General features: G+C 30.6%; 22 protein-coding genes. 7 read left to right on the top strand and 15 right to left on the bottom strand.

Annotated features, from left to right (window positions below; all coding sequences use genetic code 11):
• Position 1: 1 nt before the first annotated feature.
• The 8 genes from L1S33_RS03975 to L1S33_RS03935 all read right to left on the bottom strand — a co-directional run bounded on the left by L1S33_RS03975 (position 2) and on the right by L1S33_RS03935 (position 9,382).
• Positions 2-343 carry an SdpI family protein gene (locus L1S33_RS03975; RefSeq protein WP_240550856.1) on the bottom strand — a complete coding sequence of 114 codons (342 nt, stop codon included), beginning with the start codon at positions 341-343 and terminating at the stop codon, positions 2-4.
• A 2-nt stretch (positions 344-345) separates the two neighbouring features.
• Positions 346-1,215, bottom strand: a complete 870-nt coding sequence (locus L1S33_RS03970) for an acyl-CoA thioesterase (RefSeq protein WP_240561312.1) — start codon at positions 1,213-1,215, stop codon at positions 346-348.
• A complete protein-coding gene (locus L1S33_RS03965) occupies positions 1,215-2,411 on the bottom strand; it encodes a peptidogalycan biosysnthesis protein (RefSeq protein ID WP_240561311.1) in 1,197 nt (398 codons plus the stop codon). Before L1S33_RS03965 ends, L1S33_RS03970 begins: the two co-directional genes overlap by 1 nt.
• Before the next feature lie 45 nt (positions 2,412-2,456).
• Positions 2,457-5,678, bottom strand: coding sequence for a leucine--tRNA ligase (locus L1S33_RS03960; RefSeq protein ID WP_240561310.1), 3,222 nt, complete (start codon positions 5,676-5,678; stop codon positions 2,457-2,459).
• Between the two features lie 127 nt (positions 5,679-5,805).
• The gene (locus L1S33_RS03955; RefSeq protein WP_240550859.1) at positions 5,806-6,225 is read right to left on the bottom strand and encodes a hypothetical protein; all 420 of its coding nucleotides are present in this window, start codon (positions 6,223-6,225) and stop codon (positions 5,806-5,808) included.
• A 74-nt stretch (positions 6,226-6,299) separates the two neighbouring features.
• Complete coding sequence (locus L1S33_RS03950; RefSeq protein ID WP_240550860.1) at positions 6,300-6,842, bottom strand: DUF2911 domain-containing protein; 543 nt, start codon at positions 6,840-6,842, stop codon at positions 6,300-6,302.
• Positions 6,843-7,040: 198 nt separating this feature from the next.
• A complete protein-coding gene (gene feoB, locus L1S33_RS03940) occupies positions 7,041-9,152 on the bottom strand; it encodes a ferrous iron transport protein B (protein ID WP_240561309.1) in 2,112 nt (703 codons plus the stop codon).
• A gap of 2 nt (positions 9,153-9,154) precedes the next feature.
• Positions 9,155-9,382, bottom strand: coding sequence for a FeoA family protein (locus L1S33_RS03935; RefSeq protein WP_072556549.1), 228 nt, complete (start codon positions 9,380-9,382; stop codon positions 9,155-9,157).
• Positions 9,383-9,567: 185 nt separating this feature from the next.
• Between L1S33_RS03935 and L1S33_RS03930 the strand changes: the two genes are divergently transcribed.
• Entirely contained in the window at positions 9,568-9,948 is a 381-nt protein-coding gene (locus tag L1S33_RS03930) for a putative signal transducing protein (protein ID WP_240561308.1), read from the top strand.
• On the opposite strand, the gene L1S33_RS03925 is transcribed toward L1S33_RS03930, so the two are convergent.
• Positions 9,941-11,440, bottom strand: a complete 1,500-nt coding sequence (locus L1S33_RS03925; RefSeq protein ID WP_240561307.1) for an aminotransferase-like domain-containing protein — start codon at positions 11,438-11,440, stop codon at positions 9,941-9,943. The genes L1S33_RS03930 and L1S33_RS03925 overlap by 8 nt on opposite strands.
• A 67-nt stretch (positions 11,441-11,507) precedes the next feature.
• Between L1S33_RS03925 and L1S33_RS03920 the strand changes: the two genes are divergently transcribed.
• The 3 genes from L1S33_RS03920 to L1S33_RS03910 all read left to right on the top strand — a co-directional run bounded on the left by L1S33_RS03920 (position 11,508) and on the right by L1S33_RS03910 (position 15,033).
• Positions 11,508-13,334, top strand: coding sequence for a TonB-dependent receptor plug domain-containing protein (locus L1S33_RS03920; protein ID WP_240561306.1), 1,827 nt, complete (start codon positions 11,508-11,510; stop codon positions 13,332-13,334).
• A gap of 113 nt (positions 13,335-13,447) precedes the next feature.
• Positions 13,448-14,317: a cupin-like domain-containing protein gene (locus tag L1S33_RS03915; protein WP_240561305.1), complete on the top strand. Its 870-nt coding sequence runs from the start codon at positions 13,448-13,450 to the stop codon at positions 14,315-14,317.
• A gap of 14 nt (positions 14,318-14,331) precedes the next feature.
• Positions 14,332-15,033: a Bax inhibitor-1/YccA family protein gene (locus tag L1S33_RS03910; RefSeq protein WP_240561304.1), complete on the top strand. Its 702-nt coding sequence runs from the start codon at positions 14,332-14,334 to the stop codon at positions 15,031-15,033.
• Positions 15,034-15,107: 74 nt separating this feature from the next.
• Here the strand turns inward: L1S33_RS03910 and rseP are convergent, their stop codons facing one another.
• Positions 15,108-16,454, bottom strand: a complete 1,347-nt coding sequence (rseP, locus tag L1S33_RS03905; protein ID WP_240561303.1) for an RIP metalloprotease RseP — start codon at positions 16,452-16,454, stop codon at positions 15,108-15,110.
• 147 nt (positions 16,455-16,601) lie between these two features.
• Between rseP and L1S33_RS03900 the strand changes: the two genes are divergently transcribed.
• Complete coding sequence (locus L1S33_RS03900) at positions 16,602-17,279, top strand: SCO family protein (protein ID WP_240561302.1); 678 nt, start codon at positions 16,602-16,604, stop codon at positions 17,277-17,279.
• Positions 17,280-17,324: 45 nt separating this feature from the next.
• On the opposite strand, the gene L1S33_RS03895 is transcribed toward L1S33_RS03900, so the two are convergent.
• The 5 genes from L1S33_RS03895 to panB are packed head-to-tail and all read right to left on the bottom strand — an operon-like array spanning position 17,325 to position 20,552.
• Complete coding sequence (locus L1S33_RS03895; protein ID WP_240550869.1) at positions 17,325-17,837, bottom strand: hypothetical protein; 513 nt, start codon at positions 17,835-17,837, stop codon at positions 17,325-17,327.
• Between the two features lie 51 nt (positions 17,838-17,888).
• Positions 17,889-18,275: a VOC family protein gene (locus tag L1S33_RS03890; RefSeq protein WP_240550870.1), complete on the bottom strand. Its 387-nt coding sequence runs from the start codon at positions 18,273-18,275 to the stop codon at positions 17,889-17,891.
• 1 nt (position 18,276) lies between these two features.
• On the bottom strand, positions 18,277-18,732 hold the full coding sequence (locus L1S33_RS03885; RefSeq protein WP_240561301.1) for a DUF1801 domain-containing protein: 456 nt from the start codon (positions 18,730-18,732) through the stop codon (positions 18,277-18,279).
• Positions 18,733-18,756: 24 nt separating this feature from the next.
• Complete coding sequence (locus L1S33_RS03880) at positions 18,757-19,695, bottom strand: 2-hydroxyacid dehydrogenase (RefSeq protein ID WP_240561300.1); 939 nt, start codon at positions 19,693-19,695, stop codon at positions 18,757-18,759.
• A gap of 38 nt (positions 19,696-19,733) precedes the next feature.
• Positions 19,734-20,552, bottom strand: coding sequence for a 3-methyl-2-oxobutanoate hydroxymethyltransferase (panB, locus tag L1S33_RS03875; protein WP_240550873.1), 819 nt, complete (start codon positions 20,550-20,552; stop codon positions 19,734-19,736).
• A 138-nt stretch (positions 20,553-20,690) separates the two neighbouring features.
• Between panB and L1S33_RS03870 the strand changes: the two genes are divergently transcribed.
• Together L1S33_RS03870 and L1S33_RS03865 are read left to right on the top strand one after the other, a co-directional pair.
• The gene (locus tag L1S33_RS03870) at positions 20,691-21,167 is read left to right on the top strand and encodes a nuclear transport factor 2 family protein (protein ID WP_240561299.1); all 477 of its coding nucleotides are present in this window, start codon (positions 20,691-20,693) and stop codon (positions 21,165-21,167) included.
• A gap of 16 nt (positions 21,168-21,183) precedes the next feature.
• Complete coding sequence (locus L1S33_RS03865; RefSeq protein WP_240550874.1) at positions 21,184-21,756, top strand: sigma-70 family RNA polymerase sigma factor; 573 nt, start codon at positions 21,184-21,186, stop codon at positions 21,754-21,756.
• The last annotated feature ends 150 nt before the right edge of the window (positions 21,757-21,906 follow it).

Below are 21,906 nucleotides of genomic sequence, written 5' to 3'. Positions count from 1 at the left end.
GCTACTTTCGTTTCCCTTCATCATCAAAGTTTTTTGAGATAGCTTGTTCTGTTTTAATAACAGAAACAGCTAAAGACAAAATCATTAACGCCATTGGTTGCCAAGAAATTAATGGTTTTAAGTACACTAAAAACATAGCGAAAGCAAAAGAAATTGCAGAGAATTTCACAAACTGTTTTGTGAAAAATGAGTTAGCAAATTGCCAAATATCTTCATTTAATATTGCCTTTTGAGTTCTATATCCATACAATGCATTTATTTTTTTGGGCGGAAAAAAATAAAAGACAATACTTAATAAAAATAATAATCCGTTTATAGATAAAACGTAAACAAATGGGTTCATAATTAATAAGTTTTTGGTCGCATTAAACCTTCTTGCGCTACTGATGCTATAAGTTTTCCGTCACGAGAAAAAATATTTCCTCTAGAGAAACCTCTTGCACCAAAAGTGTTTGGAGCTTCTGCAGTAAACAACATCCAATCATCAAAGTTAAAATCTCTGTAAAACCACATAGAATGGTCTAAACTCGCCATTTGTGTATTTCCATAATGCGCTTTACTTCCGTGAGGTTTTAAAACTGCATTTAGTATTGGGTAATCAGAAATATAAGCTAATAATTGATGCTTTAAAGGTAAAGAAATATCTGAAGGAATAGTTCCTTTCAATTTAAACCAAACATTTTCTTCTGCTGGTAAATCTTTTTGTTCAAACGGATTTAAAATTTGCGTTGGTTTAAATTCTACAGGTCTATCAATGCTTAAATAAGAAAGCATTGGTTTTGGTAAAATATCTTCATATTTATCTACCATTTCTGTCCAACTTAATAAATCTTCTGGCTCAGCAATATCTGTAATTATTTCTTTCTGATAATCATGACCATCTTCTACAATTTGAAATGAAGCTGCCATAATAAAAATAGCTTTATCATCTTGTAAAGCAGTTACTCTTCTTGTAGAAAAACTACGTCCATCTCTTAAGTTTTCAACTTCAAAAAGAATAGGTTTTAACAAGTTTCCTGGACGCAAAAAATACGAATGTAACGAATGTACAAACCTATTGTCTTCTACAGTTCTATAAGCAGCATTTAGCGCTTGCGCCGCAACTTGTCCTCCAAAAACATTTGGGCTTCCAATGGTTTTACTTATACCTTTAAAAGTATTTTCAGACAGTTGTTCTAAATCTAGAATGGCTATTAAATCGTTTATATTTTTCATTATGAAAGGGTAACTTTTTCCGTTTTAAATGGATGTTTTTGGTGAAATGGTGTTGGTTCAATTCGTTTTAAAAAGATGCTTAATAATCTATTTGGAATTGAGTTTTTATGTCGTAAATAAATAGTTAAATCTTGCGGAATGGCACCAACCGAACTTTTAATATCACTTGCGGTTCTTCCGAAGTTTATAGTTGAAAGTTTATTATCTAATGCAATTTGTATATAATCATACAACATACGTTGATAAATGGCGTATTCTCTATTTTTTGAATAGTCAATTCCAACAAAATGCGCGTCTAGTGTATGCTGATTTATCATTCCTGATAAAAAACCAACCAATTTATTGTCTACTAAATAGGCTCTTAAAATATATGCATCGCCTAAATTCTCTTTTAAAGTTTTATATGTTTGTAGGTTAAAATCACCTAAATTAAAACCTGCATTTGCTGAAACCTTCTTATAAAGTTCAGTCATTTTTGGCAATAACGCTGCTATATTTTTAGTAGTAACCTCTTCAATTTTAATATCTGAACTTACTTTAAGTGCTTTTTTAGCTTTAACACGAAACTTAGTTTTCATGGCGGCTAAATAATCATCAAAAGAGCTCCAATTTTTATCTAAATTTAAAACCATATTCGGCTCTACATTAAAAGACGAATAATTATAATCGTGTAATTCATCCGTAATAAAAAGCGATTCTTTAATAAAATCTTTCAACATAAATGCGTTGATTTCCTTATTCAAAACTGCATTAGAACTTACAAAGTGTAAAATGGCTTTTGCCAATTCTTTTACAACCTTCTTTTTATCTTGATTTTCTTTGATAAAAATACCGTGTTCGCCACTTACAAACGTATTACCGCAAGTCAATAATTTAAACGGTTTTTTATCAGGAATTACACCAAGTTTTCTACCAATATTTTTAATTCTTCTTACAGCCAATTCCAAATCGTTACGAACGCTGTCTAAGAAAAAATCTACAACTTGTAACGTAGCAAATGCTGTTGGTAGTTTATTCTCATCAACCAAAACAAGATAAGCAAATGTAATTTGTGGATTATTTTCTGCTAAAGCGGAAAGGTATTTCTTACTAAAATAAACCTCTTTTGTACAACCTAATTGTTCCCAAATAGTATCAGAAATTTCTTCTACTGAAGAAAAATATAATGATGTATTTGTATGGTTACAACAGATCAAATTTTGTTAATTTAGTTAGAAAATATTTTCGTTTATAATTACAGTTTACCCAACAATATTGATGATTTTTCCTGGAACTACAATTACTTTTTTAGGTGTTCTACCATCTAATTGTGCAATTGTTTTTTCGTGCGCCATTACAGTTTTCTCTATTTCATCTTTAGATAAATCTAACGGAAGTTCTAACGTAAAACGCATTTTTCCATTAAATGAAATAGGATAATTCTTAGCACTTTCAACCAAATGTTTAGCATCAAAAACAGGGAAATCTGCTGTAGAAATACTTTCTTTATTTCCTAACAAACTCCATAACTCTTCTGCAATATGTGGCGCATAAGGAGAAACTAATACAGCTAACGGTTCTAAAATTGCACGTTTGTTACATTTTAAAGCTGTTAACTCGTTTACAGCAATCATAAAAGTAGAAACTGAAGTATTAAAAGAGAAATTCTCTATATCTTCTTCTACTTTTTTGATGGTTTTATGTAATGTTTTAAGCTCGTCTTTTGTTGGCTCAGCGTCTGAAACTTCAAACGTTTCTCCGTTAAGATATAGTTTCCATAATTTCTTTAAGAAAGATGAAACACCAGAAATACCAGAAGTTTTCCAAGGTTTAGCTTGTTCTAAAGGTCCTAAAAACATTTCGAATAATCGTAAACTATCTGCTCCATATTCTGCAACAATATCATCTGGATTTACAACATTGTATTTAGATTTAGACATTTTTTCTACTTCGCGGCCAACTTTATAAACACCATCTTCTAAAATGAATTCTGCGTTTTTATAATCAGCATTTAAAGCATGATTCTTAAATCCTTCAATATCTAATTCATCTGAAGCATTTACTAAAGAGACATCAGAGTGTATTGGCTGTACTTTCTTTCCTTCAATTAAACCTTTTGATAAAAATTTATTAGTCCCTTCTTCTCTATATACAAAAGCAGAAGTTCCCAAAATCATTCCTTGATTAATCAGTTTTTTTGCAAACTCATCTACAGGTACAATTCCTTTATCAAACAAGAATTTTTGCCAAAAACGTGCGTATAATAAATGTCCGGTTGCGTGTTCAGAACCACCAATATATAAATCGATGTTTTCCCAATAGTCTAAATTTTCTTTAGACGCAATTTCATTTTCGTTGTTTGGATCCATATAACGGTTAAAGTAATATGAACTTCCTGCCCAACCTGGCATTGTGTTTAATTCTAACGGATACACCGTTTTGTTTTTTAACTTATCGTTAGAAACAACTTTCTTTGCACGAGAATCCCAAGCCCATTCGGTTGCGTTTCCTAAAGGTGGTTTTCCATCTTCGGTAGGTAAGTATTTTTCTACTTCTGGCAACACAATTGGCAAGTGTTCTGCGTCTATCATTTGTGGCATCCCGTCTTTGTAATACACTGGAAAAGGTTCTCCCCAATAACGTTGTCTGCTAAAAACAGCATCACGCAAACGGTAGTTTATTTTTCCGTAACCAAAGCCACGTTTTTCCATTTCGTAAATGGCTAATTTTAATGCTTTCTTATATTTTAATCCGCTTAAAAAGTCTGAATTTGCAATTACAGTTCCGTCTTTATCTGCATGTGCAGCTTCAGAAATATCTACATTTTCAAAAATATTTGGAATGTCAATTCCAAAGTGTTTTGCGAAATCATAATCACGTTGATCTCCACAAGGAACTGCCATAACTGCTCCTGTTCCGTAGCTTGCTAATACGTAATCTCCAATCCAAATTTGGACCTTTTCACCAGAAAAAGGATGAATTGCATACGCACCTGTAAATGCACCTGAAATGGTTTTTACATCTGCCATTCTATCACGTTCAGAACGTTTTGCTGTTGCAGTAACATACGCTTCAACTTCTGCTTTTTGCGCGTCTGTTGTAATTTTAGAAACCAACTCGTGTTCTGGAGCCAACGTCATAAACGAAACTCCGTAAATTGTGTCTGGACGCGTTGTAAAAACGTCTATTTTATATGACTTCTCGACTGCGCTCGAAGTGACATTTTTATTATCTTCTGATTTTTCAATTACTTTAGGAAATTGAATAGCAAAATTAATTTCAGAAACTACTTTTACAACATTTTGTAAAACCTCTTCATTTGTAAAACGAATAACGTTAAATCCTTCTTTATGGAAAAATTCCGTTCTTGCTGCTTCATCTTCTTTTCCAGAAAACTCAACAATTAAATTCTTTGCTAAACACACATAATCGACCAAAAATGTACCAATTGTATATTTTTTTCTGAATTTTGATGCGCCTTTTTTATTTTTAATTTCATTCCAAAGCGTAGTTTCCGCTTTCGATAAATTTTGTCTTAATTCTTTTAATGCTTCTAATTCTTTGTATGATAATTTTACTTCAGAAGTAGATTTTGTAGCGTTTCCTTCAACTTTAAAAGTAACCATTGCTCCTTGCGAACGCCCAATCCAATTGGTTTGAGAATCTTTTAAAGGTTGTGGCCAATCTATAGTTTCTAAACCATCTAATAAACGTTGTGCGTATGCAGAAATTCGCATAGACCATTGTGTCATTTTCTTACGAATTACAGGATGACCTCCACGTTCTGAAACTCCGTTTACAATCTCATCATTTGCTAAAACAGTTCCTAAAGCAGGACACCAGTTTACTTCTGTATCCGACAAAAATGTTAAACGGTACTGTAATAAAACTTCTTCTTGTTCAGCTTTTGAAAATACTTTCCATTCTTCCGCAGAAAAGATGGTAATATCTTCATCTGAAACAGCATTTACTGTTGCATTACCTTCTTTTTTGAAGATTTTTTCTAAAGTAACAATATCTTCTGCTTTGTCTGTATCTTTATTGTACCAAGAATTAAATAATTGAATAAAAATCCACTGTGTCCATTTATAATATTCTGGACTTGAAGTCCTTACTTCTCTACTCCAATCAAAAGAAAAACCAATTTTGTCTAATTGCTTTCTATACGTTGCAATGTTTGCTTCGGTAGTTTTTGCTGGATGTTGCCCAGTTTGAATTGCATACTGTTCTGCTGGCAAACCAAAAGAATCATATCCTTGCGGATGCAATACGTTAAACCCTTTATGACGTTTGTAACGCGCATAAATATCACTTGCAATATAACCCAATGGATGCCCAACGTGTAAACCTGCTCCAGAAGGATAAGGAAACATATCTAGTACATAATATTTAGGTTTTTCACTTTCATTACTGGCTTTAAATGTTTGGTTCTTTGCCCAAAATTCTTGCCATTTCTTTTCTATCTCTTGGTGATTGTATTGCATCTCTAACTTCTAAAATTTAAGTTGCAAATTTACGTTTAATCTTTTTAAGCAAAAAGTGTAATTCTCCTAAAATAAAAGAGGCTTACATTTTTTTTGCAAGCCTCTTTTTAAAATTATTTTTTTATTTTTATAAGCATTCCTCGTAATTAGAACCTCTTTTGTACAAAGTTTTATTTAACTCCCCATCTTTAAAAAACTCAACAATATTATTATCGCAAGAAACTTTTAAATCATATGTAAAAATATTACCAAAATTAAAATCGAACGTTAAAAGATCTCCTTCAATAACATATGCTTCTGTAACAGGAATTGCTTGCCCAAATACGCTATCTGTACCATAAAATGTAAATTGTTTTCCGTCAGCGTAAGTATGCATTACCCTATCTTCAAAACCTTTTAAAAGCCACTCATCACTTTCTAATACTTGTACTTTTTCTTCAATTGTAAGTTCTACAGGAAGACCATCTTCTGAATTATCACAACTTGTAAATGCGATTGCGCTTATTAGAGTTAAGCAGATAAAAATATTCTTAATATAGTTTCTCATAATTATTGATTTTACGCCTACTAAACAACTGTTTATTAGCTTAAAAAATTAGATACAAATGTAATTATTAATTATTACCCTTGAATTGGAACATTAACTATAACATTTCCCCAACCTAAATACATTACTGCTTTTAAATCATCTCCTTCAAAAACTAATGAAAAAGACTCTATACTTGTTGGAGAATTTGTTGTACCAGCCTTAACTCTAACAACATCTTCTTCTTGCTTATAAAAATAAGAACCCCAAACATTACTTGCACTACTTAAAATTACTGTCCATTCTTTTTCTCCTGGAATCGTAAATAAAGTATATGTACCTGCTTTTACTTCTTTACCTCCAAAAGTTACATCTTTATAAAAAGTAATTTCTGCTGCTTCGTTTGCTCCTGTTCTCCAAACTTTATCTTTTGGCGCTAATTTATCTAAAGCTCTTCCTTTTAATTGTGGACGACTGTATACAACTTTCACTAACTTATCTGAATCTCTATAACTACTTGGAAAAGAAGCTGCATCCATTGGACTTTTATCTAAAGGAGAGAATTTTTGTGCAAAAGTTTCATTTGTAAACACTAAAGCAATTACTAAGATTGCAATTGTAAATATTGATTTTTTCATTTTATATTGATTTTAATTATTTCCGATTAGTTCTATTAAAACAAGTTTCCTTACAGGAAATTGTATTAATGCTTTGTTAAAATTATTAACAGCCACAATCTGTACTGCAACCTTTTTTATCTTTTGGTTTAAAAAAGAACTTTTTTACCAAAAAAGCAATTGCCAAAATTACGGTTATGTACATTAAAACTTCTTGCATTAGCTCAAAATTTGATAGGTTATAAATGCCGTTATGTACGCTAAAAAAGTCATACCAAACAACTGAATTAAAGGCCATTTCCAACTTTTAGTTTCTCGTTTTACAATGGCTAAAGTTGCCATACATTGCATCGCAAAAGCGTAAAAAACTAACAACGACATTCCTGTTGCAAAATTGAATCGTTTTTCTCCAGTAGTTGGATTTATTTCTGATGCCATTTTTTGCTTAATGGTAGTTGTATTTTCATCATCTGCTTCCACACTATAAATTGTTGCTAAAGTTCCTACAAAAACTTCACGCGCAGCGAAAGATGTTATTAATGCAATTCCTATTTTCCAATCGTAACCCAACGGTTTTACTACTGGTTCAATAGTTTTTCCTGCGATACCAATGTATGAGTTTTCTAATTTTGCTGAAGCTACTTTTTGCGACAGTTCTTTTTCAGAAAGTTGTTGATTCTCTACATTTTCAATCACATTTTTTTCAGCATTCTTATACGCTGTTGGCCCACTTGAAGCCAAAAACCACAACACAATTGAGATTGCTAAAATTATTTTTCCTGCTCCAAAAACAAATGCTTTTGTTTTTTCCCAAACATCAAAAAACACATTTTTAAGAGATGGTTTTTTATAATCTGGCATTTCAATTACAAAAAACGAAGTGTTTTTTATCTTTAAGGTTTTATGTAAAATATAGGCAGAAATTATTGCCGTAGCAAAACCTAAAGCGTACAGAAGTAATAAGGTTAATCCTTGTAAATTTAAGAATCCAAAGATTTTTTTGTCAGGAATTATCAATGCAATTAATATTGCATAAACCGGTAAACGTGCAGAACAGGTTGTAAAAGGCGTTACTAAAATGGTTATTAATCTTTCTTTCCAATTAGCAATGGTTCTTGTTGCCATAACTGCAGGAATTGCACATGCTGTACCAGAAATTAACGGAATTACACTTTTACCGCTCATTCCAAATTTTCGCATAATTTTATCCATTAAAAACACTACACGACTCATGTAACCTGTTTCTTCAAGGATTGCAATAAACATAAATAAAATGGCTATCTGCGGAATAAAAATAACAACTCCACCAATTCCAGGAATTATTCCATCCGTTAATAAATCTGTAAAAACTCCAGGTGCTAAAGAATCTTTTAAACCTTGACTTATACCAGCAAATACGCCATCAATAAAGTCCATTGGAACAGACGCCCAATCAAAAATTGATTGAAATATCAACAATAAAATTCCAAAGAAAATAACGTACCCAAATATTTTATGTGTAAAAATTCTATCTAATCTGCTACGTAAATCTGTAGCTTTAGTTTTATCAACTATATAGGTTTTTTTAAGAATTTTATTAATTTCTTGATAACGATAAATGGTTTCTTTATGTTGGTATTTTTTCAACTTAGAAACGTCTTTATTAAACGCTAATAATTGTTGTTTTTGATCTTCAGAAATTGAATTTGGAAAGTTTTTCTGAGTTACCATTAACCATAATTCATACAAAGAATGTTCTGAACTTATTTCTTTTAATTTATCAAAATAAGCTGGATCAATTTTATGATTTACCGCACACATTGGTAATGCTTTTGCAGAAACATAGCTTTTTATAATTGCTGCCTTTACAGCATCAATTCCTTCGTTTTTCCTTGCACTTATTAAAACAATTTCTGAATTTAACTCCTCTTTTAAAGCGGTTAAATCTATCGAAATTCCTTTTTTATGCATTTGATCTACCATATTGATAGCCAAAACAGTCGGGATTTCTAAATCTTTTATTTGTGAAAAAAGCAGTAAATTTCTCTTTAAATTTTCTACATCTGCAACTACTAAAATTACATCTGGAGATTCTTTAATATCCTTTTTTAACAAGGTTTTTAAAACAATACTTTCGTCTAAGGAAGTAGGATTTATACTATACGTTCCAGGTAAATCTGTAATAATAGCAGTTTGTTTTTCCGATAATTTACAAACACCTTCTTTTTTATCTACAGTAACTCCAGGATAGTTTCCTACCTTTTGTGTTAAACCTGTTAATTGATTAAAAAGTGAGGTTTTTCCTGTGTTTGGGTTCCCAATTAAAGCAACTTTTATAGCGTTTTTAGACATTATTAATTTGCTTTTAAAATTTCAATTTGTTGTGCAGTTTCTTTTCTAATTGCCAAATGACTTCCGTTTACGCAAATGTACATTGGGTCTTTTAAAGGTGCAATTTGAATGAGTTCTACTTCTGCTCCAGGAATACAGCCCATTTCTAATAATTTAAGCGGAATATTCTCTAAAGTGTCTTCAGAAATGTAACCAACTTCGCCGATATGTAAAGATGCAATAGTGTTCAAAAATCTATTTTTAGGAGCACAAAGATACTAAATTAGAATGATTCTAAACAAAATATATATTTCTATTAATTTGGTACATTTTCTCGACAGTTATAATTCTTTTGAAGATATTAGTAAAGTGATATAATTGTTAAGTATTTTTACACATATTGATAATTGATTCAATTATATTTTAACCTCTTATTATGAACGATAATTATAAAATTTTAGCTGTTTTTGAGTATTCAACAGAAGCACATGTAATAAAATCTAGATTAGATGCTGACGGTTTTAAAACCATGTTAATGGATGAAAAAACCATTGATTCTGACCCTTTAATTAGCAATGCAATTGGTGGTGTAAAACTATTAGTTCATAAAAATTATTTTGAAAAAGCTGTTGAAGTTTACAATGAAATAAGAGTCTATCAAACAGATGAAAAAGGAAATGAAATTTCTTGTCCTAAATGTAAATCTAACAAAATTTTAGTTGCTCCACCTCAGCGAAAAAACATCTTTTATATGCTCTTTCCTTTTTTTGAAAGTAGAAAGCTAATTTGTAATGATTGCAAAACAATCTTTAAATAGAAACTACCTTGTTGTAAGCGTTTTTCATTTTTTTGATTACTAACGTGAGTTCTTCCATTTCTAAATGGCCAAAACCTAAACGAATTGCACAAGTATTTTTATCTTGATATAAAATTGTTTTTGGTAAAAATAAATCGTTTTTCTCTGCTGCTGAAGCGAGTTTAACTAAAGATATTTGTTGTTGAAATTCTAACCAGATTGCTAATCCTCCAGAAGGTGTTTTCCATTTAGCAATCTTAGAAAAATGTTCGTTTAAAAGCTCGCACAAATAATCTCTTCTTTGTTTATAAACAACAATGTTTTTTTTCATTAAACGATGAATTTCACCTTCATTAATCAATTCAGACAACATTTGTTGCTGAATTAAATCGCCTTGTTCATCTAACAATTGTAAGTAATTTTGCGCTTCAGAAATTAAATTTTCTGGTGCAACCATAAATCCAGTTTGAAAACTTGGAAATAAAGATTGCCCTAATTTACCTAAATAAATAACCATTCCGTTAGCGTCTGCACTTGCCATTGGCAACATGGCAGAACCTTCGTACTGAAAATCGTAATCGTAATCATCTTCAATAATTGCAAAACCGTATTCTTTTGCCAATTGCAACAATGCTAAACGACGCTCTGTACTTAAGGTTACCGTTGTTGGATAATCTCTATGTGCACAAATATAAATGCAACGAATGCTTTTTTTAATAAAATGTTTTCTAATATAATCTACATCTAAACCATCAGCATCAACCGGAATTGTTTTAATACTTGCACCTGCTTCTTGAAAAATCATATTTGCAGCATAATTACTTAAACTTCCAACTAAAACAACGTCATTTTGTTTAATTAATAGCTGAGAAACAATGTACAAGCTCATTTCTGTACTTCTTGTACTTATTAAATTGTTAGGTTTTATATGGAAATTTCTGGTAGCATTTAAATAATTACACAATTGTGTTTCAAATAACGAATAAAAAGACTCATTTGGTCTATTCCATTTTTTGATGAGTGTTTTACGTTTCATAGCAGCACTATACCATCTGGAAAATTGATGAACAGGGTGCAAACGTAAATCTGGTTTACCATCATTAATAGTATATTTTGATGTAGTTAATTGTGTTGTAGATGCTAGATGAAACGACTTTTGAAACGGAAATCCAGTTGTGCTAGCATAATTATACGCTTCATTAACTTTTTGAGAACTTGCTTTTATTTTAGTGGTTTTTAATGCAGGTTCTATAACAAATGTTCCTTTATTAGGAATTATTTCTACCCAATCTTGCGATGCTAATTCTTCATAAATTGCAACTGCGGTATTTCTGTGAACTTTTAAAATCTGACTTAAAACGCGTGTTCCTGGTAAAAGAGTTCCTTTAGTTAAATAACCACGCTGTATAGCATTTATAATTTGTTGCGCAACCTGTATGTAAACAGGTTGTGATGTAGATTTATCAAAATCTATTAATTGTTTAAAAAGCGCACTAACCGGACTATCTTTCATTTTAAAACTGGACTAGTTTAATCGTCCGGAAAGTTACGATTTTTGCAACATAATAAAATCACTATTTATGAAAATTAAAATCACGTTAATACTTATCATATTTTCAACTATTTTTCAGTTGAAAGCACAAGACAATACAATAAAAAAAGATACTTTAAAAGAAGTTATTATTACTTCGTCTAGAATAGATTTACCTTTTAAAGAAAACTCTAGAACTATCGATGTTATTTCATCAAAAGACATTAAGAATAGTGCTGCAACAAATGTTGCTGACTTATTACAACAAGTTGCAGGTGTAGATATTAGAAGAAGAGGAACTGCTGGAAGTCAAGCAGATTTATATATTAGAGGTGGTGGTTTTGACCAAACATTATTGTTAATTGATGGTATAAAAATGGATGACGCACAAACAGGTCATCATACTTTAAATGCTGCTTTACCAATTGAAGTAATTGAAAGAATAGAAATTATTAAAGGACCAGCAGCAAGAGTTTTTGGACAAAATGCATTTACTGGAGCTATAAACATTGTTACTAAAAAGAAATTATCAGATACAGTTTCAGCAAATATTGAAGCAGGTTCTTTTGGACAATTAAACGGTTCAGTAACTGTTGGTAAAGAATTTAAAAATTCAACAATAATTGCACATGTTGGTGCATTAAGTTCAGATGGTTACAGAGATAATTCTGATTATACTAACTACAATTACTTTATAAAAGGTGTTTTTAATAAGAAAAAACAACCTATAGAAGTACTAGCTAGTTTTTTTGATAAGAAGTTTGGAGCACAAAATTTTTACACACCACCTTCTTGGGGTTTTAATGAATATGAAGAAACACAGAGTAGTTTAGTAGGAGTTTCATCTACATTCAAAAAAGGAGATTTAAAAATTACACCAAGAGTATATTGGAAAAGAGGTCAAGATCTTTTTTTATTAAAAAGAGATGACCCTAGTTTTTATAGAAACTTACACATTACAAATAAAGTTGGTGTAGAAACAAATGCTTCATATACTTCTAACTTAGGAATTACAGGTTTTGGTATCGATATTTCTAGAGTTTTTATTAGCAGTAATAATTTAGGAAAAAGAGATAGAACAATGGCAAATTTGTTTTTAGAACATCGTTTTAAATTAGCAAATGAGAAACTAGACATAACTCCAGGAATTGCAGTTACTTATTTCTCTGATTTTAAATTTCATGCCTTTCCAGGATTAGATATTGGGTATCAATTTTCTGATAAATTAAAAGCTTATGGAAATTTAGGAATTACTTATAGAATACCTACTTATACAGATTTATATTACAATGATAGTAGTACAAGCGGAAATCCTAATTTAAAACCAGAAGAAGCTTTTGCACAAGAAATAGGGTTAAAATATAACTCAGGTAATTTTACAACTTCTGTAGCAATCTTTAATAGGAATGCAACTAATTTAATTGATTTTGTAAAACCAGATGCAACAGCAACAAAATATGTAGCAACTAACATTGCAAAAGTAAATACAAAAGGTTTTGAGTTAAATGCAGATTATAATTTTAAAATAAAAGACTATAACCAGACTTTATCTTTTGGTTATAATTTTTTAGATGATGATATTTTAGATCAAGATAAAGATTTATCTCGTTATTCTTTAAATACTTTAAAACACCAATTTATAACTCGTTTTACAAGTAAATTATTTAAAAACGTAAGACAAAATATTATTTACAAACATGCTGAAAGAACTGTTGGAGCAAGCTACAACGTTTGGGATGCTTCTGTAATTGTAGATGTTAATAAATTCAGTTTTACAGTTACTGCAAACAATATTTTTGATGCAGAATATATAGAATCTGGTTTTGTACCAATGCCACCAAGCAACATTTTATTTGGCTTGCGTTATGGTTTCTAGATAAAAAATAAACCACTTATAATTTTAAAACCAAAACCATTAGAATTCTAATGGTTTTGGTTTTAAAAATAATGTCGTTCCATTTTCTTAACTTTGTACTTTAAAATTGAAAAATGGGATTAGATCTTACCACAATTGATCGCGTAAAAACGATTACCAAAGAAGACTTTATCAAAAACTACTTTAAACCACAAAAACCTGTGGTTATAGAGAATTTTGTTAATGATTGGCCTGCACATTCTAAATGGTCTTTAGAATATATGAAAGAGGTTGCAGGTGATAAAACGGTGCCTTTATACGACGATAGACCGGTAGATTTTAAAGATGGTTTTAACGAACCACATGCAACCATGAAAATGGGTGAATATGTAGATTTATTGAAACGTGAACCTACTAAATTCAGAATTTTTCTATGGAATGTCTTAAAAGAAGTCCCTATTTTACAGAAAGACTTTACGTTTCCTGACTTTGGCCTGCGTTTACTAAAAGGGTTGCCAATGTTGTTTTTTGGCGGAACAGATTCGTACACGTTTATGCACTACGATATTGATTTAGCTAATATTTTTCACTTTCATTTTGAAGGGAAAAAAGAGGTAATTCTCTTTGATCAAAAACAGAATAGGTATTTATATAAAATTCCACATTCTTTAATTGTAAGAGAAGACATTGATTTTTCGAATCCAGATTTTGAAAAATGGCCAGCATTAAAAAAAGCAAAAGGACATATTACACATCTTGAACACGGAAATGTATTGTATATGCCAGAAGGTTATTGGCATTACATGCGTTATATAACACCTGGTTTCTCAATGAGTTTACGTGCTTTAGCAAGAAATCCTAGTAGATTTGGAAAAGCGATGTACAATATTTTTATAATGCGTAATTATGATAATTTAATGCGTAGAATTAAAGGTCAAAAATGGATTGATTGGAAAAACGAACAAGCTATTGTTAGAACTAATAAAGAAAATAAAATTGCTTAAAAACAAATAAAACTATGGAAAACACATTAAACAACAACGTACTTTTAGCTGAAGGAACAGATGTACAAAGAGTTGTATTTTACAAGAAAACGTATGCACATGTTGCTGGTGGCGTTCTATTATTTATTCTTTTTGAATACTTATTATTACAAAGCGCTACAATAGTAAATTTTATGCTTTCTATGACAGAAGGCTATAAATGGCTATTATTATTAGGCGGGTTTATGCTAATTACCAATTATGCAGAAAGTACTGCCTTAAGAACTACAGATAAAAACTTACAATATTTAGCCTATGCAGGTTACATTTTTGCGGAAGCTTTTATTTTTATTCCATTAATTTATATAGCAATTTCGTTTACAGGAAATTTCGATTTAATTCAACAAGCTGGTATAGTTACACTTACTTTATTTGCTGGTTTATCTGCTGTAGTTTTGCTAACTAAAAAAGATTTCTCTTTTTTAAGATCTGCTTTAACAATAGGATTTTTTATTGCGATAGGTTTAATTATTGCAGGAACCTTATTTGGATTTAACTTAGGTTTATGGTTTTCTGTAGGAATGTGTTTATTAGCCGGAGGTTCTATTTTATATCAAACTTCTAACTTAGTTCACAAATTTGGAACAGAAGATTATATTCCTGCTGCTTTAGGCTTATTTGCTTCTTTAATGCTACTATTTTGGTATGTGTTACAAATATTTATGTCTAGAGATTAACGACAAAAAATAACATCATAAAAAAAAGAGCAACCAAATTGGTTGCTCTTTTTTTTATGTTTTAAATACTAACGTTATTTAAACAATCTAAATATATCGTTACCATTCGCAAATATTAATAATGCTAGTAATAGAATAAAACCAACTACTTGTGCATGTTCTAAAAATTTATCACTTGGTTTTTTACCTGTAATCATTTCCCAAAGGGTAAACAATACGTGACCTCCATCTAAGGCAGGAATTGGTAATAAATTCATAAACCCTAACATTATTGACAAGAATGCTGTAATGTTCCAAAACGTTTCCCAGCTAAATTCTGAAGGAAAAATACTTCCGATTGAAATAAAACCACCTAAACCTTTATAAGCTCCAGTACTTGGATTAAATATCTTTTTAAGTTGTTTTACATAACTCGTTAAAGTATCCCAAGATTTATTTAAACCTGCAGGAATAGCTTCTGTAAATGAATAATCTATTCTTTCTAGATCGTAATATCCAAGTTTTTCTAAATCGTTATAAGATGCTCCACCAAAAACAACACCTATATTTCCGAAATCAGAAACTTTTACAGGAACCTCTTTAGTTTCTTCACCCCTTTTTACGGTAAGAGAAATATCTTGTCCTTTTAACTTATGAAATTCTACTTTAGCTTGATCGTAATACTTAATAGGAGCTCCATTTATAGCAACAACCATATCTTTTGCTTTTAAACCTGAAGATGCATTTAAAGAATCTTGTTGCACTCCACTAATTAAAAATGGATAACGAGTATTTATAAAGTTTCCTGCGTTTTTACCTCTATCTACTAATTTTGAAATAAAATCAATTGGAATTTCTTTTTCAAGAACTTCACCATCTCTTTCAATCGTATAGTTATTTCCATTGATAAACTCTATAGGTAATTGATTAAATTTTAGAACCTTTTCTCCATCAACAGTTAATATTTTATCTCCAGTTTGCAAACCTAAATCTGTAGCTAATTGATTTTCTACCCAAACACCATCTTTTACATTTTCATTTGGTAAAAAACGCTCTCCATAAGCCCACATTAGGCAGATGTAAATTAGTATTCCAAGCACAAAATTTACAATAACACCACCTAACATAATTATTAAACGCTGCCAAGCTGGTTTAGACCTAAATTCCCAAGGTTGTGGCGGTAAAGCCATTTGTTCGGTATCCATACTTTCGTCAATCATTCCAGAGATTTTAACATAACCACCTAACGGAATCCAACCAATACCATACACAGTTTCTCCTACTTTCTTTTTAAAAAGTGAGAACTTATAATCAAAAAATAAGTAGAATTTTTCTACTCTTGTTTTAAACAATTTTGCGGGGATAAAATGCCCCAATTCGTGCAACACAATCAATAAAGAAAGGCTTAAAATAAACTGTGATGCTTTTATTAAAATTTCCATCTACGTAATCAATCTAAAATTTATAATCCCGCAAATGTACGCTTTTAGAAACAGTTGTAAAAGTATTGTTTTTACTGACAAAACTCTTTTAACAAAGAATTTAGAAAATCTGTTTTAAAGATGTGTTTTTAGCCGTATTTTTGCTTTATGGAAGCAAAATTTTTCAAGAAATCTAAATACACTTTATTCTTTTTGTTGGTCTTTTCAGCAATTACAATTCCAATTTTTTATCATTTAGTAAAAGTTGATGAAAAACTACCTGTTTACAGTCCTGCTGATATAAATCCGAAACTAGTTGATGCTTCAATTAGAAACAAAAAGAAGAATCATAAAGTTGCAGACTTCTCATTGATAAATCAAAATGGAGAAACTATTACCAACAAAGATTTTGATGGCAAAATTTATGTAGCAGATTTCTTTTTTACACGATGCCAAACCATATGTATTGCAATGGCTTACAACATGAGTGAATTACAAGAACACTATAAAAATGATACTGATATTATGTTCTTATCACACTCGGTAACACCAACAATTGATAGTGTTTCTGTATTAAGAGATTATGCTGATAAAAAAGGAGTAATTGATAAAAAATGGCACGTTACTACTGGAAGTAAAAAACATATTTATGCGTTAGCTCGTAAAAGTTATTTTGCTGTTTTAGATGAAGGAAATGGAGATGAAAACGATTTTATACACACAGAAAACTTTGTTTTAATAGACAAAGAGCGTCGTATTCGTGGAATGTATGACGGAACCGAGAAAGAAAATATGCAAAAAATTATTGATGATATTTCTTTGCTGAAAAATGAATATAGTAAATAAAAAAAAGCGACCAATTGGTCGCTTTTTTTTATTTTATAAGAATGTTTATTTACCAAATAAACGTTGAAAAAAGTTTTTAGTTTTTTTAACTACTTCTTCTGCTACCTCTTCTGCATCTTCTGCAAACTCACTCGCTTTTTCTCCTAAATCTCCTAAAGCTTCTTTTGCATCTCCTGCTAATTCTGTAGCTTTATCTTTAATGTTTTCAACACTTTCACTAGATAAAACTTCCGCAATTTTTTCTTTTGCATCTCCTGCTAATTCAGTGGCTTTGTCTGCAGCTCCAGAAAGTGCTTCTTTTGCATCATCTGCAAACTCACCTGCTTTAGCTTTTACATTATCGATAGTTTCTTCAGAAACTACTTCGCTTAATTTTTCTTTTGCTGTATTTAAAGCCTCTTTTGCTTCTTCAGCTACATTGCCTGCAATTTCTTTAGCCTTATCAGAAGCTTCAGATACTATTTCTTTTACATTTTCTGCGGCATCGCTTGCCATATCTTTTGCGTTTTCTACTCCTTCATTAAGGTTTTCTTCTAAATTATTCTTTTCTTCAGACATTTAATATTGATTTTTAATTAGATAGCTTCAAAAATACTAAATTTTTCAATACTAAAAAGCTTCATCTTTTGGTTCCCAAAGTTCAATTTTATTTCCATCTAAATCTACAATCCAACCAAATTTTCCGTAGTCATATTCATCAATTTTATCAATTACAGTAACGCCTTGGGCTTTTAACTCCTCCAATAATTCAACTAAGTTTTCTACACGATAGTTAAACATAAAGTCTTTTTTTGAAGGCTCAAAATGTTTTGTATCTTTTGCAAAAGGACTCCATTGTGTCATTGCTTTTTTTCCGTTTTCATCTTTCCACCAAAATGAACAACCCCAATCGTCTGTATTAAAACCTAAATGATTTTTATACCAATCTTTTGTTGCTTTTGGGTCTTCGGTTTTAAAGAAAACACCACCAATTCCTGTTACTTTACCTTTTTTCATCTTACTTCTTTGTATTAGTTTCGTAAATAGCTATCCATTCTTCAACCGTCATTTTTGTACATAATTCTGCAATTAAATCAAACGGAATTTCCTCCATCTTCTTAAATCGAATACAGCTTTTCCCCATATCTAACTTGCGTTTACAATGTTTTGGATATTCAGCTACAAACCAATCTAACAATGCTGGTTTTGCATAAATACCCATATGATATAAATTTATTGAGTTTTTTTGAGAAGCAAAACTCATAAAAGGAAGCGGTTCTTCTGGTTTGCAATGATAGCCATTTGGATACATTGAATGCGGCACAAAATAGCTAGGAAAGCTATATTGCATGCCTTCCTCAAAACCTTTTGGTAAATTATCTTTTATGGTTTTACGTAATTTATGTAGCGTTTCTTTACGTTCTTCTGGAACTTGACTAATATAGTCTTCTGGTGAAGTGGCTTTGTATTGCATTGTAGATGTTTTAATGCCTACAAGTTAACAAAATTTTACTTTAATTTTATCTACAATGGTTTGGGCCAGTTTTTCTTTACTTTCAACTGTCCAACCTGCAACATGTGGAGATAAAATTACATTTTCTGAATTAATTAAATATTGAAAAGCTGCTGGTATTTCTGATTCGGTAAATAAGTTTTCAAATGATTTTTTCTCATATTCTAAAACGTCTAAACCTGCTCCTAAAATTTTACCAGATTTTAAAGCTGAAACCAAATCTGCTGTAACAACCGATTTTCCTCTTGCTGTATTAATCAACCAGAAATTTTTCTTGAATTTGTTAATGAAAGCTTCGTTAACCATATTAATAGTTAATGATGTTTGTGGTGTATGTAAACTTAAAATATCTGCTTTTTTTTGTAATTCTTCTAAGGAAACTTGTTTGCAATTTTCGTCTCCAATATTTGGTTTTAAATCGTAACAAAGTACTTCAACATCAAAACCACGTAGTTTTTTGGCAAAGGATTTCCCCATATTTCCGTAACCAATTAAACCAACCGTTTTACCGTCAAGTTCAATTCCGCGGTTTTCTTCGCGCAACCATTTACCGCTTCTAACTTCGTTATCTGCTTTGTTTAGTTTATTAAAAAGTGATAAAAGCATTCCTAAAGAATGTTCTCCAACAGCATTTCTATTACCTTCTGGAGCTGCAATTAAATACACTCCTTTTTGTTCGGCATAATCGCAGTCAATATTTTCTAAACCTGCGCCAACTCTTCCAATAAATTTTAGATTTGTTGCTTTATCTAGAAAGGTTTTGTCAATAGAAAAACGACTTCTAATAATTATTCCATCGTATTGATGAATTTTTGCTTCAACTTCACTTTTTGAAGAAGTAAAATCTTCTTCATTTTTATAACCCAAACCGTTTAATTGACTTAGTAAAAGTGAATGATTTGTATCGAGATGTAAAATGCGCATTGCTACATTTTTAAATTAAATAATTGATACATTAACTTTTAATACTGCTCTTTATTACTTGGAAAATCTCTAGATTTTACGTCGGTAATATATTGCTCAAAAGCTCCTGTCATTTCAGTATATAAGTCTAAATATCTACGTAAAAAACGCGGATTAAATTCATGTGTCATTCCTAACATATCATGCGTAACTAAAACTTGCCCATCAACACCTCCACCAGCTCCAATTCCAATTACTGGTATTGTTAAAGCTTCTGCTACTTTTTGAGCTAATTTTGCAGGAACTTTTTCTAAAACCAATGCAAAACAACCTAATCTTTCTAGTAATAATGCATCTTCCATTAATTGCTCCGCTTCTTCTTCTTCTTTTGCTCTTACAGTGTAAGTTCCAAATTTATAGATAGATTGTGGTGTTAAACCTAAATGTCCCATAACAGGAATTCCCGCATTTAAAATACGCTTTATAGATTCTTTTATTTCTTTTCCTCCTTCTAATTTTATTGAGTGTCCTCCACTTTCTTTCATTATTCTAATGGCAGAACGCAATGCTTCTTTTGGGTCGGATTGGTAACTACCAAAAGGTAAATCTACCACAACCAAACAACGATCTATACCTCTTACAACAGAACTTGCGTGGTAAATCATTTGATCTAAAGTTATTGGTAGCGTAGTTTCGTGACCAGCCATAACATTTGATGCAGAATCACCAACTAATATTACATCTATACCTGCGTTGTCTACAATTTTTGCCATTGTATAATCATACGCTGTAAGCATAGATATTTTTTCTCCGTTAGCTTTCATTTCTACTAACGATTTTACGGTAACTCTTTTATATTCTTTTTTTGCTACTGACATCAATTTTAATTTTAGAATTGGGTAAAAATAGACAATTTCAATAGATTTTTACCAAGTTAATCTTGTGTTAATCTTCTTTTATTTCATTTTATTGTATCAACTTTTGTATAATTTCACCTTTCAACCAAACTTTTTAAGATGAATAAAATAATTATTTTACTTGTTACTTTAGGCTTAAGTTCAATTCTTACAGCTCAAAATTCTTCCGAAGAAAAAGCCATAAAACAAACAATAGAAACTTTTTTTGATGGTTTACATAAAGGTGATAGCACAATTGTTAGCGCTACAATGCATTCATCTATAAAAATTCAAACCACATTTAACAGAAAAGGTGAAAAAGACATAGTAACTGATAGTAGAGAAAAAATACTTACAGGAATTGCAAATAAAAAGCCAGAAAACAAATATTTTGAAAAACTATTATCTTGGGATATAAAAATTGATGGAAATTTAGCTTCTGTTTGGACGCCTTATGAATTTTATCTTAATGATAAATTTAGCCATTGTGGAGCAAATTCTTTTCAGCTATTTAATAATAACGGTAAATGGGAAATAATTTACCTTGTTGATATGAGAAGACGTGAAAATTGCGATGCTTTAAAAGTTAAAAAATAGCGTATATTTGGCATCAATGAATTCTACTAACAACAAACCTACTTTATCGCCAGATACTTGGATAGATAAATATGCCGATTACCTATTTAACTATACTGTTGTTAGAGTTAATGATAGTGATATTGCTAAAGATTTGGTTCAAGAAACGTTTTTTGCTGGATTAAAATCGGCTAAGAATTTTCAAGGAAAATCAACGGAAAGAACTTGGCTTATCTCAATTTTAAAGAGAAAAATAATTGATCATTATAGAAAAATAAATTCTAAAAAAGGACAAGCCGAAGTTAGAATGAATTTTTATGATAGTGGAGAAAATGAAGGTAATTGGATAGAAGAACGTGTACCACAATCTTGGGAAAATGAGTCTGAAAAGATTATTGAAACTCAAGAATTAAAAACTCAAATAGATAAGTGTATAGATGCTTTGCCTGAAAAATACGCAATGGTCTTTAGAATGAAAACTATACAAGAATTTGAAACTGAAGAAATTTGTAAGGAGCTAGATATTACTGCGTCAAACCTTTGGGTAATAATCCATAGAGCCAGAACTCAGTTAAGAAAATGCATGGAAGAGAATTGGTTTAATAATTAATATTATGTTTAAGAACTTTATAATAAGCTGCGACGAAGCAACTACAATTTGCGACAAAAGTCAATATGGAGAAGCTTCATTTTCAGAAAAATTGAAATTAAACTGGCACATATTCGTCTGTAAAATTTGCAGTAAATATGTAAAACAAAA

The organism is Tenacibaculum aquimarinum (genome assembly GCF_022478115.1).
Taxonomy (GTDB): Bacteria; Bacteroidota; Bacteroidia; order Flavobacteriales; family Flavobacteriaceae; genus Polaribacter; species Polaribacter aquimarinum_A.
This window is presented reverse-complemented; position numbering and strand designations above follow the sequence as displayed.